Below are 13,296 nucleotides of genomic sequence, written 5' to 3'. Positions count from 1 at the left end.
CGTCCGGCCCGCAAACCTCGCCCGTGCGGGAATCTCGCACGGGACCCGCACGGGACCGATACGGCGAAGTGGTACGTCACTTGCCAAGTCGGGCACCGGAAGGGCCCGGTTGCCGCCCCTGCCCGAGAGTGGCGCACATCACAGCCACGGCCATGCCTCCGAGCAGGAAGAGATACGAGCCGACTCCCGCGCCGAACAGGAAGTCACCTTCCGGGCGGCTGGCGGTGAGCAGGACGACGGCGACCATCCAGCCGGCCGCGGGGGCGACGGCTCCGGCCCGGGACTCCGTGGCCCGCGCACCGCCCACGAAGAGCCCGGCGGCGCCGGCCAGAGCGAGCAGCAGCCCGAGCGGGAACCAGCCGGGCTGCACCAGCGCCCCGGCGATCCCGACCACGGCGCCGAGCAGGAAGAGCCCCAGATAGGCGGCGATCCGTCCGCCCGAGGGGGGCTTGAGCGGCTGGGCGAGCATGCTGGTGCCGCCGCGCTGTCCGTTCCCGCCGCTCATCGCGGATCCGTCCCCTCGAAGAGGTCCGTCTCGCGCGCCGCGGGCCGCGGGGCGCCGACGAGTTCGTAGTACTCGGTGGTGAAGAGCGGCTGGGCCAGCTCGTTGGAGAGGACGAACCAGGGGCCGTCCACGGTGATCTGGGTGGCGTGCGCCCGCATGGCGGCGGCCTTGGCGGCGGCGTACGCGGTGCCGTCGATCTCGGTGGTGACGAGGGCCTCGTCGACCACGCCCGGCACGTCGTCGACGGCGGCCGTGCGGTCGAAGGGAAGCCCGGGGAGGGCCTCGCGCAGCCGGGCGAACGCCTCTTCGGCGACCGGGCGCGGCACCCGGTTCCAATAGGTCTTGGCGATCCGCCAGGGGGCCCCGAGGTCGGGGCGGTGGTCGGGCTCCGCGGCCAGTCCCGCGGCGCGCACGGCCACGCGGTGGGCCTGGATGTGGTCCGGGTGTCCGTACCCGCCGTCGGGGTCGTAGGTGACGAGCACCTGGGGGCGCACCTCGCGGATCACCTCCACGAGGTGGTCGGCGGCGGCGTCGACGTCCGCGGCCCAGAAGGCCCCGGGGCGGTGGTTCTGCTCGGCGCCCATCATCCCGGAGTCACGGAACCGCCCGGGACCGCCCAGGAAGCGGTGGTCGGCGACGCCCAGTTCCTTCATGGCGGCGCTCAGCTCGCCGGTACGGTGGGGGCCGAGTCCGCCCTCGCGGTCGGCGGCGAGATGGGCGAGCCCGGGCGGGATGACCTCGCCCTCCTCGCCGAGGGTGCAGGTAACCAGCGTCACCTGGGCGCCCTCGGCCGCGTAGCGGGCCATGGTCGCGCCGTTGTTGATCGACTCGTCGTCCGGGTGCGCGTGCACCAGGAGCAGACGCCGGTCGGGCAGTTCCGTCATGGAACCCACCCTACGAGGCACCGGCCGCCCGTCGGACGCCCGCTCGGCGGCGCCGGGAAACCGGTCCGTTTCGGGGAGCCCGGACGGGGCAGGCGGGGAGCGGGGGCCGAGCACCCTCCCCGCCGTCGGTCCCGGCGCGGACTCAGAACTTGATGCTGCCGATCATGCCCGCGATGTTGGTGGTCAGATCGCTGATCGTGGGCGCGATGGTGGAGGAGGCGAGATAGAAGCCGAGCAGCATGCAGACGACCGCGTGCCCGCCTTTCAGTCCTGACTTCTTGATCAGAAGAAAGACGATGATCGCCAGCAGCACCACCGCCGAAATCGAGAGTGCCACGGCGGTTCACCTCCAAAGTTCCCAGGGACTTGGGGTCCGGTACGGGGGTCGGACAGGAGCGGGTCGGTACAGCGGAACAGCAGCCAGCAGGTTCCTACCCACACAGCGCTAGTGATCATAACTATCCGTACGCGCGCATCGATCGGCGCACGGCCGCACAAGGGGGCGCATGGCCAATATGGTCGAGGCATGACGAACGAGCCTCTCTCCTTCCCGCGCCGGTACGCCCGCACCCAGCGGTTCACCTCCGGCGCGCCGCGCGCGTTCACCGTGTCCCCCGACGGTTCCCGCGTGGTGTTCCTGCGCTCCCCCTCCGGTACGGAGCGGGCGAACCAACTGTGGGTCCTCGACGTGCCGGAGGGCCGTGAGCGGGTGGCCGCCGACCCCGCGGCCCTGCTCGGCGGCACCGCCGAACGCCTCTCCCCGGAGGAGCGGGCGCGCCGGGAGCGCAGCCGCGAGGGCGGTGCGGGCATCGTCGGCTACGCGACGGACGCAGCAGCCGAGTTGGCCTCTTTCGCCTTGTCAGGACGGTTGTTCACGGCGGAGCTGCGGGCCGGCACGGCACGCGAACTCCCGGTCCCCGGGCCGGTGATCGACCCGCGGCCCTCGCCGGACGGCCGGCTCGTGGCGTACGTCAGCGGGGGCGCGCTGCGGGTCGTCGGGGCCGAGGGCGGGGGTGACAGGGCCCTGGTGGAACCGGAGCCGGCCGAGGACGGCGGCACGGTCTCCTACGGGCTGGCCGAGTTCATCGCGGCCGAGGAGATGGGGCGTTCGCGCGGCTTCTGGTGGTCGCCCGAAGGAGACCGGCTGCTGGTCGCGCGGGTCGACGACACGCCGGTGCAGCGCTGGTGGATCTCCGATCCGGCGCATCCGGAAGCCGATCCGCAGCGGGTCGCGTATCCGCGGGCGGGCAGCGCCAACGCGGACGTACGGCTCTTCGTGTTCGGGCTCGACGGGGTGCGCACGGAGGTGTCCTGGGACCGGGCGCGGTACCCGTATCTGGCGCATGCGCACTGGTCAGCCGCCGGTGCGCCGCTGCTGCTCGTGCAGGCGAGGGACCAGCGGAGCCAGCTGTTCCTGGCCGTGGACCCGGACACCGGGACGACCCGGATGGTGCACGCCGATGAAGATCCAACTTGGCTGGATCTTTTCCCTGGGGTTCCGTGCTGGAGCCCGGGCGGACAGCTGGTCCGGATCGCCGACGAGGCCGGTGCGCGGGTGCTGGCTTTCGGCGAACGCCCGCTGACGGGAGCCCAGTTGCACGTCCGCGCGGTGCTCGACGTCTCGGCCGACGACGTCCTGATCTCGGCCTCGGCGGGCGAGGGCGCGAGTTCCCCCGAAACGGGTGAAGTGCATGTGTACCGGGTGAACGAACTCGGCCTGGAGCGCGTCTCGCAGGAACCCGGCGTACATTCGGCGGTGCGCGCCGGGGGCGTGACCGTGCTCGTGTCGTCGGTGCTCGACCGGCCGGGCACCCAGGTGCAGGTGCTGCGCGACGGGAAGCCGCTGGGGACCATCCCCTCGTACGCCGAAGATCCTGGTTTGTCCCCGCGCGTGACGCTCACACAGGGGGGCGCACAGAAAATCCCATGCGCCGTGCTGTTGCCCACCGACTATGACGGCGACACCCCGCTGCCCGTCCTGCTCGACCCCTACGGCGGTCCGCACGGCCCCCGGGTGCTCGCCGCGCACAACGCGCACCTCACCTCCCAGTGGTTCGCCGACCAGGGCTTCGCGGTGGTCGTCGCCGACGGCCGCGGCACCCCGGGCCGCTCCCCCGCCTGGGAGAAGGCCGTCCGCGACGACCTGACGCTCTCCCTCGACGACCAGGTGGAGGCGCTGCACGCGCTCGCCGGGCACTTCCCGCTCGACCTCTCCCGGGTCGCGATCCGCGGCTGGTCGTACGGCGGCTGGCTCGCCGGCCTCGCCGTGCTGCGCCGCCCCGACGTCTTCCACGCGGGCATCGCGGGCGCTCCGGTCGCGGACTGGCGGCTGTACGACACCCACTACACGGAGCGCTATCTCGGCGACCCGGCCGCGAACCCGGCGGTCTACGCGCACAGTTCGCTGGTCACCGACGAAGGGCTGTCCGCACCCGCCGACCCGCACCGGCCGCTGATGATCGTCCACGGTCTCGCGGACGACAACGTGGTGGTGGCGCACGCCCTGCGGCTCTCCTCCGCCCTGCTGGCCGCCGGCCGCCCGCACGAGGTGCTGCCGCTGTCCGGGGTCACGCACATGACCCCGCAGGAGACGGTCGCCGAGAACCTGCTCCTGCTCCAGGTGGACTTCCTGAAGCGCTCCCTGGGAATGAACCGACCCGCCTAGAAAGCAACGAGCCGGGGTGACATGGCGCACCCCGGCTCGTTCACGGCACCCGCACGGCCGTACGGTGTTCACCCTGACGCGTCCGTATATCGGTACCGCTTCCGTGAAGTTGCCTCCGTGTTAACGAAGTTCGCACACATATGTGTCGCTATGGTGTCCCGTTCTCCGGCTCCTCCGGGGGCACGACCTGCTTCTCCTCCGCGAAGTGGCAGGCCGAGTCGTGCGCGGCGGGGCTCTCGACGAGCCGGAACTCGGCCGGCACCGCGAGCAGCGGCACCTCCAGCGTGCAGCGTTCCTGCGCCTTCCAGCAGCGGGTGCGGAAGCGGCAGCCGGAGGGGATCTTCGCGGGCGAGGGCACGTCGCCGTGGAGGATGATCCGCTCCCGGTGCTCGCGGGCCTCCGGGTCCGGAACGGGCACGGCGGACAGCAGTGCCTGGGTGTAGGGGTGCGTCGGGTGGTCGTAGATCTCGGTGTCCCGGCCGGTCTCGACGATCCGTCCGAGGTACATCACGCCGACCCGGTCGGAGATGTGCCGCACGATCGACAGGTCGTGGGCGATGAAGACGTAACTGAGCTCGAACTCGGCCTGGAGCCGGTCCAGCAGGTTGATCACCTGCGCCTGCACCGAGACGTCGAGGGCGGAGACCGGCTCGTCGGCGACGATGATCTCGGGCCGCAGCGCGAGTCCCCGCGCGATGCCGATGCGCTGGCGCTGGCCGCCGGAGAACTGGTGCGGATAGCGGTTGATGTACTCCGGGTTGAGCCCGACCACGTCCAGCAGTTCCTGGACCCGGCGCCGCCGGTCGCCCTTGGGCGCGACCTCGGGGTGGATGTCGTACGGCTCCCCGATGATGTCGCCGACCGTCATGCGCGGGTTGAGCGACGTGTAGGGGTCCTGGAACACCATCTGGATGTTGCGGCGCACGGCCTTGAGCGCCTTGCCGGACAGCCGGGTGATGTCCTCGCCCTTGTACTTGATCGCCCCTTCGGTGGGCCGCTCCAGGTTGACGAGCATCTTGGCGACGGTCGACTTGCCGCAGCCGGACTCGCCCACGATGCCGAGGGTCTCGCCGCGGTCGAGGTGGAAGTCGACGCCGTCGACGGCCTTGACCGCCCCGATCTGCTTCTTGAAGAGGATCCCCTGGGTGAGCGGGAAGTGCTTGACCAGTCCGCTGACCTCCAGCAGCGGCTCAGTTGCGGCTTGAGTCATCGAGGCACTCCCTCCAGAAGAAGCAGGCGCTCCCGCGGTCCGCGTCGACCTCCGCGAGCGGCGGCACCTCGCTGCGGCAGATGTCCTGGGCCATCGGGCAGCGCGGGTTGAAGGCGCAGCCCGGCGGGATGTGCATGAGGTTGGGCGGCAGGCCCTTGATGGCGTAGAGCTCCTGGCCCTTCTGGTCGAGCCGGGGGATCGAGTCCAGCAGCCCCTTGGTGTAGGGGTGGGCCGGCGCCTTGTAGATGTCGTGGACCGGGGCCTCCTCGACGATCCGGCCGGCGTACATGACCGCGATCTTGTCGGCGACGTCCGCGACGACGCCGAGGTCGTGGGTGATGAGGATGAGCCCCATGTTGAGCTCGCGCTGGAGCTCGGCGAGCAGGTCCATGACCTGGGCCTGCACGGTGACGTCGAGCGCGGTGGTCGGCTCGTCGGCGATGATCAGCGAGGGCTCCAGGGCCAGCGCCATGGCGATCATGATGCGCTGGCGCATACCGCCGGAGAACTGGTGCGGATAGTCGCGCACCCGCTCCTTGGCCCCGGGGATGCGCACGTGCTCCATCAGCTCGACTGCCTTGGCGCGGGCGTCCTTGCGGGACATCCCGCGGTGCACGATGAACATCTCGCCGAGCTGGTCGCCGACGCTGATGACGGGGTTCAGGGACGACAGCGCGTCCTGGAAGATCATCGCCATCTCGGCGCCCCGGACCTTGCGCCGCTCCTCCTCCTTGTACTTCAGCAGGTCCTTGCCCTTGAAGAGGATCTCGCCGCCGGTGATCTTCCCCGGCGGCATGTCGAGGATCCCCATGACGGCCTGGGCGGTCACCGACTTGCCGGAGCCGGACTCGCCGAGCACGGCCAGCGTCTGGCCCTCGTCGACGCTGTAGTTGACCCCGTTGACGGCCTTGGCGACACCGTCCCGGGTCCTGAACTCCACCTGTAGATCACGCACTTCGAGCAGCACCGCGGTCACCTCAGCTTCGGGTCGAGGGCGTCGCGCACCGCGTCGCCGAGCATGATGAACGCGAGCACGGTGATCGCGAGCGCGCCGGCCGGCCACAGCAGCATGTGCGGGGCCTGGCGGATGTACGCGGAGGCCGAGGAGATGTCGATGCCCCAGCTGACCGTCGGGGGCTTCAGACCGACGCCGAGGTACGACAGCGTCGCCTCCAGCGAGATGTACGTGCCGAGCGCGATGGTCGCGACGACGATCACGGGCGCGACCGCGTTCGGGGTGATGTGCCGCAGCAGCATCCGCGAGTTGGAGGCGCCCAGGGCCCGGGCCGCGTGGACGTAGTCGTTCTCCTTGGTGGTGATGACGGAACCGCGCGCGATGCGGGAGACCTGCGGCCAGCCGAGCAGCACCATGAACCCGACGACCGGCCAGATCGTGTTGCTGGTCACCACGGACAGCAGGACCAGACCGCCGAGCACGACGGGGATCGCGAAGAAGATGTCGGTGATCCGGGACAGGATCGAGTCGCCCATCCCGCCGTAGAAGCCGGCCAGCCCGCCGAGGAACGAGCCGAGCAGCGCGACCCCGATCGTGGCGAGCACGCCGACGCTGATCGAGATGCGGGTGCCGTACACGGTCCGGGTGTAGACGTCGCAGCCCTGGCCGTCGAAGCCGAAGGGGTGTCCGGGCTGCGAGCCCTGCTGGGCCTTGGAGAGGTCGCACTTGAGCGGGCTCTGGGTGGTGATCAGCCCGGGCCAGATCGAGATCACGACCAGGAAGAGGATGACGAGCCCGGAGATGATGAAGACCGGGTTGCGGCGCAGGTCGCGCCAGGCGTCGGACCACAGGGAGCGCGGCTTCTCCTTCGGCCCGGTGCCCTCCGGTCCGCCCGGGGTCTTCTCCAGGGTCTCCGCTTCGCTCGATCCGAGGTCCATCGTGCCACCGAAGCCGGTCGGAGCGATCGCGAGGTCCTCCGGCGGCGGACCTTCGGGGCCGTGATGGAATTCCTCTTCCTCGTACGGCGGCTGCTCAGGCATAGCGGATCCTCGGGTCGAGTACGGCGTACAGCAGGTCGACGAGCAGGTTGGCGACCATGAAGATGAGGACGAGGATGGTCACGAAGCCGACGACCGTCTGGGTGTTCTGGCGCACGATCCCCTGGTAGAGCTGGTAGCCGACGCCGTGGATGTTGAAGATCCGCTCGGTGACGATCGCGCCGCCCATCAGCGCGCCGATGTCGGTGCCGATGAAGGTGACCACGGGGATCAGCGAGTTGCGCAGCAGGTGCCTGATGGTCACCCGGCGCCGCGGCAGGCCCTTGGCGACGGCGGTGCGGACGTAGTCGGACCGCTTGTTCTCCGCGATGGAGGTCCGGGTCAGCCGGGTCACGTACGCGAGGGACACCGAGGCGAGCACCAGACCGGGCACGATCAGCTCGCCGAAGGTGGCGTCCGTGGAGACCGACGGTTTGATCCAGCCCCATTTGACGCCGAGCAGCAGCTGGGCCAGCAGGCCGGTGACGAAGGTCGGCACGGAGATGACGACGAGGGTGAGCAGCAGGACGCCGGTGTCGACGGGCCGGCCCCGGCGCAGACCGGTGATGACGCCGAGCGTGATGCCGATGATGATCTCGAAGAAGATGGCGACGATCGTCAGCCGGATGGTGACCGGGAACGCGGTGGCCATCAGCTCGGTGACCGGCTGTCCGTTGAACGCGGTGCCGAAGTCGCCGGTGAAGATGTGCCCGAGATAGGTCAGGTACTGCTGCCACAGGGGTTTGTCGAGCCCGAACTCCGAGCGCAGCTGGGCGGCCGTGGCGGGGTCGCACTTGCGCTCACCGCACAGACCCGCGATGGGGTCGCCCATCACGTTCACCATGACGAAGATGAGCAGTGTGGCGCCGATGAAGACCGGGATCATCTGCAGCAGTCGCCGGATGACGTACCGTCCCATGAGTGCTCCGGGGATAGAGGAGCGGACCCGCCGGGGCGGGCCCGCTCCGGCGGCTCAGTTGACGGTGATCTCGTTGTAGACGGGCACGCTGAACTGGTTCAGGGCCACGTTCGAGACCTTGTCCGAGTAGCCGGCGCTGCCGTTCTGGTACCAGAGCGGGATGGCGGCCATGTTGTCCCGTACGACGCCCTCGGCCTGCTGGAAGAGCTTGATGGCCTTGGAGGTGTCGGTCTCCGCGTTCGCCTGGTTGACGAGGTTGTCGAACTGCTTGTTGGACCACTGGCCGTCGTTCGACGAGGCGTTCGTGTAGTAGAGGGGCTGGAGGAAGTTCTGGATCAGCGGGTAGTCCATCTGCCAGCCGGCCCGGAACGGACCGGGCATCTTGTGCTGCCCGATCTGGTTGCGGAAGTCGGCGAAGGTGCCGATCGGGTTGCCGACGCAGGCCTTGTCGTTGCCGAGGGCGTTGTTGATCGAGTTGCAGACTGCGTCGACCCATTCCTTGTGGGAACCGGTGTCCGCGTTGTACGAGATCTTGACCTGGCCGCCGGGCAGACCGCCGCCGTCCTGGATCATCTTCTTGGCCTCGGACGGGTTGTAGTCGCAGTACTTGCCGCACAGGCCTTCCTGGAAGCCACCCTTCTCGCCGAGCACCGGTGAGGTCCAGTCGCTGGCGGGGGTCCGTGTCTTCTGGAAGATCGTGTCGGTGATCTGCTGGCGGTTGATCGCCATGGACAGGCCCTGGCGGACCTTGGTGGCGCCGCTGGTGTTCCACTTCGGGTCGTAGAAGGGGAACGCGAGCGTCTGGATGATGCCGGCCGGGGTGTTGATGTACCGGCCGTTCAGGTCGGACTTGGCGTTCTTGAGCTGGGCCGCGGGCACGTCGTCGACGAGGTCGAGGTTGCCGGCCAGCAGGTCGTTGTAGGCGGTGTTGTTGTCCGTGTAGACCTTGAGGGTCACGCCGTCGTTCTTGGCCTTGTCGTCCCCGGGGTAGTCGGCCCACTTCGTGAGCGACATCTGGGAGCCCTTGGTGTAGCTGTTGATCGTGTACGGGCCGTTGCCGACGGGCTTCGCGACCCAGGCGGCGTGATCGCTGAAGAACGACTTGGGCAGCGGGGAGAAGGCCGCGTAGCCGAGGGTGTCCGGGAACGTCGAGAACTTCTGGGTGAGCGCGACGGTGAAGGTGTTCGTTCCGGTCACCTTCAGCCCGGACAGGGTGTCGGCGGTCTGCTTGCCCGTGTCGGGGTGCGTCTTGTCGTAACCCTGGATGTATCCGAAGAAGTACGCGTTCTTCTGGTTGTTCTTCAGGCTGGCGCCGTAGTTCCAGGCGTCGACGAAGGACTGGGCGGTGACGGCCTCTCCGTTGCTGAACTTCCAGCCGTCCTTGACGGTGACCGTGAAGTTCTGGGAGTCGGTGGTCTCGATGCTCTTGGCGAGCATGTCCTCGGCGGCGCCGGTCTTGGCGTTGTACCGCTTCAGCCCGCGGAAGATCATGTCGAGGACCTTGCCGCCCTGCACCTCGTTGGTGTTGGACGGCTCGAGCGGGTTCTGCGGGTCGCCCCAGGAGGCGCTGACCGTGCCGGAGCCGCTGCTGCTGCCACCCCCTCCGCCTCCGCAGGCGGACGCCGCCAGGGCTACCGCCGCCGCGCATGCGGCCCATTTGGCGTGCGTGGCTCCACGCATGGAGTGCCTCCTCGAGAGTGCGCTGTGCCGCCGGCGCCGGAGTCGGGGTCGAACGTCCGGCTCCGGTGCGGTTTTCCTTTAGGGCCCAATATCTGCCTATATGGGGCACATCGCACATTGATTCCCCCCTTCCGGGTGGCGATCCATCCGGAAGGGGGCACTCCGGACACTCCGTCAGAGGATCTTGACCATCGACGAAGACGATCTTGACCTTCCGCGCAACAGATCTTCGCGCTTTGATGCGGAACCGTTGGTTCCAGTGCACGAGATGTACGCATTCCGAGACTCCGGCGTCCGGATAACGAACTCATTGCCCGTTTTGCCCTGTTGGCCCGAATCCGGACACAGAACGGCCACAGTGCGCTACACGCGTAGTTACGCTGAGGTCAAGCCAGGGCAAAGAAAGTAAAGAGAAAACCAAGGCGACCGAGATTTTATTGACCTTGCATGAATTGCGTTGAAAAAGTCCGGCGTAGCCCGTAGGGAGCGCCCTGCGGAGCCCTTGACCCCCTCGGGCCTGGAGCATCATGACCCCCCCTACTCCATCCGCGGCCGCCCCACTTGAGGTGACCGACGAGACCGGCAAGACCCCGGCTTCGTCTTCCACCCACAAGGGCTCGGAAAGTCGCTCCCCCGGACGACTCGCCTGGACGCGCTTCAAGCGCGACCGCACCGGTGTCGCCTCCGCGTACATCGTGATCTTCTTCTTCGTGATCGCGATAGCCGCGCCGCTGATAGCCAAGCTGTACGGGAAGAACCCGTACGAGCAGTACGGCCAGGAGACCGACGGCCTGCTCAACGACTTCGCCTTCCCGGTGAAGCCCAACGGCGGCATCGACGGCAGCTTCTGGTTCGGCATCGAGCCCCAGCTGGGCCGTGACGTCTTCACGTTCCTGCTGTACGGCATCCGCACCTCGCTGATGATCGCCACCGCCGCCACCCTGCTCACCACGGTGGTCGGCGTCGTGATCGGCATCACAGCGGGATATCTCGGCGGCAAGACGGACTACTTCGTCGGCCGGATCATCGACATCCTGCTGTCGTTCCCGTCCACGCTGTTCTTCATCGCCTTCATGCCGGTCGTCTACGCGCTCTTCGTGCCCTTCAACGAAGAGGTGCCGACCTGGCTGCGGGCCACCTGCCTGATCCTCGTCCTCTCCGCCTTCGGCTGGGCCTCCATCGCGCGTCTGCTGCGCGGTCAGGTCCTCGGCCTGCGGGAGCGCGAGTTCGTGGAGGCCGCGAAGGTGACCGGCGCGTCCTCGCGCCGCATCGTCTTCAAGGAACTTCTGCCCAACCTCTGGACACCGATCCTGATCCAGTCGACCCTCATGCTGCCGGCCTACGTCACGGCCGAAGCGGGGCTCGCCTTCCTCGGCGTCGGTATCCAGGATCCGACCCCGGACTGGGGCGTCATGATCCAGCGTGGTGCCGGCTTCTACACGGAAGACATCACCTTCATGATCTTCCCGGGCGTCTCGATGATCATCTTCGTTCTCGCCTTCAACCTGCTCGGAGACTCGGTCCGCGACGCACTCGACCCGAAGTCCAAGCGCTGACTTCCATCCCCAGTACCGGTCATAGCCGTCCGGCTGGTTACCCGTCTCACATTCACCCACCACTAGGCAGGTAAGCCATGTCCTTTTCCCGCAGAAACTTCCTCATAGCCACTGGTGTGGCCGCCGGTGCCACCACGGTTCTGAGCGCCTGCAGCAGCGGCAACGGCGGCGGGAGCGGCAGCAACAAGGCCCCGTCCGTGGCCAAGGCCAAGGCGGCCACCATCGCGGTCGGCACCAAGGCTGACTCCACCGGTCCGGCCCCCGAGGTCGCCGGCGCGGTCAAGGGCGGCACGATCTACACCCTCGACCAGATCGACTGGGACCACCTGGACCCGGCGCAGCTCTACTCCTCGTACGAGGGTGCCTGCTCCGTCCTGTTCCTGCGCGGCCTGACCGGTTACAAGGTCGACTCCAAGGGCGGCACCACCCTCGTGGGTGACCTCGCCACGGACGCCGGCACCGCGACCGACGGCGGCAAGACCTGGGCCTTCACGCTGAAGGACAACGTGAAGTGGGAGGACGGCGCCGACGTCACGATCGAGGACGTCCGCCACACCTTCGAGCGCCTCTTCGCCTCCTTCGTCACCCAGGGTCCCCGTTACCCGCAGGGCTGGCTCATCGGCGGCGACAAGTACAAGGGTCCCTACGGCGGCAAGCACCTCGACTCCATCGAGGTCAGCGGCAAGACCATCACGTTCAAGCTGAAGGAGGCCCACGCCGACTTCAACTTCATGGTGGCCATGCGCGGCTTCTCCATCGTGCCCAAGAAGCACGACACCAAGGAGAAGTACGACAAGCACCCGCTGTCCTGCGCCCCGTACAAGATCGAGAGCCGCAGCATCGGCAAGGGCGCGACCCTGGTCCGCAACGAGCACTGGGTCGCCGAGACGGACCCGCTGCGCAACGCGTACCCGGACAAGTTCGTCTTCCAGTTCGGCTTCCAGTCGCTGGCCTCCACGGACCGCTACATCGCCGACCAGGGCAACGACCAGTTCACGCTGTCGCTCCTCAACGAGGTCGCCGCCGAGCGCATCCAGAAGGTCATGACGGACCCGACGCTCAAGAAGCGCGTCCTGACCCAGGTCGACACCACCTGCTACTACTTCGCGATCAACACCAAGCGCGTCACGGACGTCAAGGTGCGCCAGGCGCTCAACTTCGCGTGGCCGTCGAAGCAGCTCCAGCAGATCCGCGGTGGCTCGCTCTCCACGGCGACCGCGACCACGATCATCAGCCCGCTCACCCCGGGTCACAAGGACTTCGACCTCTACGAGAAGAAGACGAAGCCCATGGGTGACCCCGAGAAGGCCAAGGCCCTTCTCAAGGACGCCGGCAAGACGGGCCAGACCATCGTCGTCGCCATGCAGCAGTCGGACAACGCGGTCAAGCAGGCCGTCGCGATCAAGACCGCGCTGACCAAGGCGGGCTTCACCCCGGTCGTGAAGCAGGTCGACAAGACCTCCTTCTACAGCCAGATCGGTCAGCTCGACAACGAGTACGACATGTTCGCCGCCGGCTGGGGCCCGGACTGGCCGGCCGGTTACGCGGTCATCCAGCCCTGCTTCGACAGCAGCCAGATCGCCGACGGTGGCGTCAACTGGCCGCAGCTGAAGGACGCTTCCGTGGACAAGGCGATCGCCGCCGCCACGGTCGAGCCCGACGCGAAGAAGGCCGCCAAGATGTGGGGCGACATCGACGAGCAGATCATGCAGCTCGCCGCCGTGGTTCCGGACTACAACCCGATCCGCAACTACTTCCACGGCTCCAAGGTCGGCGGCGTGATCTACGACTCCGGCAACACCTGCATCGCACTGGGCAAGGTCTACGCCGCCAAGGCCTGATCCTGCCTCGGGGCGGCGGCCACCGTGCCGCCGCCCCGGTCTCT

The 13,296-nt window shown here is 68.2% G+C and carries 11 protein-coding genes; 3 read left to right on the top strand and 8 right to left on the bottom strand.

Annotated elements, in window-relative coordinates:
- Positions 1 to 76: 76 nt before the first annotated feature.
- From IO36_RS16555 to IO36_RS16545, 3 genes are all read right to left on the bottom strand, one after another.
- A complete protein-coding gene (locus IO36_RS16555) occupies positions 77 to 505 on the bottom strand; it encodes a DUF6113 family protein (RefSeq protein ID WP_037620695.1) in 429 nt (142 codons plus the stop codon).
- On the bottom strand, positions 502 to 1,389 hold the full coding sequence (gene mshB, locus IO36_RS16550; protein ID WP_037620694.1) for an N-acetyl-1-D-myo-inositol-2-amino-2-deoxy-alpha-D-glucopyranoside deacetylase: 888 nt from the start codon (positions 1,387 to 1,389) through the stop codon (positions 502 to 504). The genes IO36_RS16555 and mshB overlap by 4 nt, the downstream gene beginning before the upstream one ends.
- Positions 1,390 to 1,531: 142 nt before the next feature.
- Complete coding sequence (locus IO36_RS16545) at positions 1,532 to 1,726, bottom strand: hypothetical protein (protein ID WP_037620693.1); 195 nt, start codon at positions 1,724 to 1,726, stop codon at positions 1,532 to 1,534.
- 189 nt (positions 1,727 to 1,915) lie between these two features.
- On the opposite strand from IO36_RS16545, the gene IO36_RS16540 reads away from it, so the two are divergent.
- Positions 1,916 to 4,054 carry a S9 family peptidase gene (locus IO36_RS16540; protein WP_037620692.1) on the top strand — a complete coding sequence of 713 codons (2,139 nt, stop codon included), beginning with the start codon at positions 1,916 to 1,918 and terminating at the stop codon, positions 4,052 to 4,054.
- A gap of 148 nt (positions 4,055 to 4,202) precedes the next feature.
- Here the strand turns inward: IO36_RS16540 and IO36_RS16535 are convergent, their stop codons facing one another.
- From IO36_RS16535 to IO36_RS16515, 5 genes are read right to left on the bottom strand one after another with little or no spacing between them, the layout of a single operon-like run.
- On the bottom strand, positions 4,203 to 5,264 hold the full coding sequence (locus IO36_RS16535) for an ABC transporter ATP-binding protein (protein WP_037620691.1): 1,062 nt from the start codon (positions 5,262 to 5,264) through the stop codon (positions 4,203 to 4,205).
- Positions 5,245 to 6,231 carry an ABC transporter ATP-binding protein gene (locus IO36_RS16530; protein WP_037620752.1) on the bottom strand — a complete coding sequence of 329 codons (987 nt, stop codon included), beginning with the start codon at positions 6,229 to 6,231 and terminating at the stop codon, positions 5,245 to 5,247. The genes IO36_RS16535 and IO36_RS16530 overlap by 20 nt, the downstream gene beginning before the upstream one ends.
- Before the next feature lie 5 nt (positions 6,232 to 6,236).
- The gene (locus IO36_RS16525; protein ID WP_051900572.1) at positions 6,237 to 7,259 is read right to left on the bottom strand and encodes an ABC transporter permease; all 1,023 of its coding nucleotides are present in this window, start codon (positions 7,257 to 7,259) and stop codon (positions 6,237 to 6,239) included.
- Entirely contained in the window at positions 7,252 to 8,175 is a 924-nt protein-coding gene (locus IO36_RS16520) for an ABC transporter permease (RefSeq protein WP_037620690.1), read from the bottom strand. Before IO36_RS16520 ends, IO36_RS16525 begins: the two co-directional genes overlap by 8 nt.
- 54 nt (positions 8,176 to 8,229) lie before the next feature.
- A complete protein-coding gene (locus IO36_RS16515) occupies positions 8,230 to 9,855 on the bottom strand; it encodes a peptide ABC transporter substrate-binding protein (protein ID WP_037620689.1) in 1,626 nt (541 codons plus the stop codon).
- A gap of 527 nt (positions 9,856 to 10,382) precedes the next feature.
- Here IO36_RS16515 and IO36_RS16510 point away from each other — a divergent pair.
- Complete coding sequence (locus tag IO36_RS16510; RefSeq protein ID WP_209441214.1) at positions 10,383 to 11,411, top strand: ABC transporter permease; 1,029 nt, start codon at positions 10,383 to 10,385, stop codon at positions 11,409 to 11,411.
- A 77-nt stretch (positions 11,412 to 11,488) separates the two neighbouring features.
- Entirely contained in the window at positions 11,489 to 13,252 is a 1,764-nt protein-coding gene (locus tag IO36_RS16505; RefSeq protein ID WP_037620687.1) for an ABC transporter substrate-binding protein, read from the top strand.
- Positions 13,253 to 13,296: the final 44 nt, after the last annotated feature.

Source organism: Streptomyces aureus (assembly GCF_000725495.1).
Classification (GTDB): domain Bacteria; phylum Actinomycetota; class Actinomycetes; order Streptomycetales; family Streptomycetaceae; genus Streptomyces; species Streptomyces aureus_B.
This window is presented reverse-complemented; position numbering and strand designations above follow the sequence as displayed.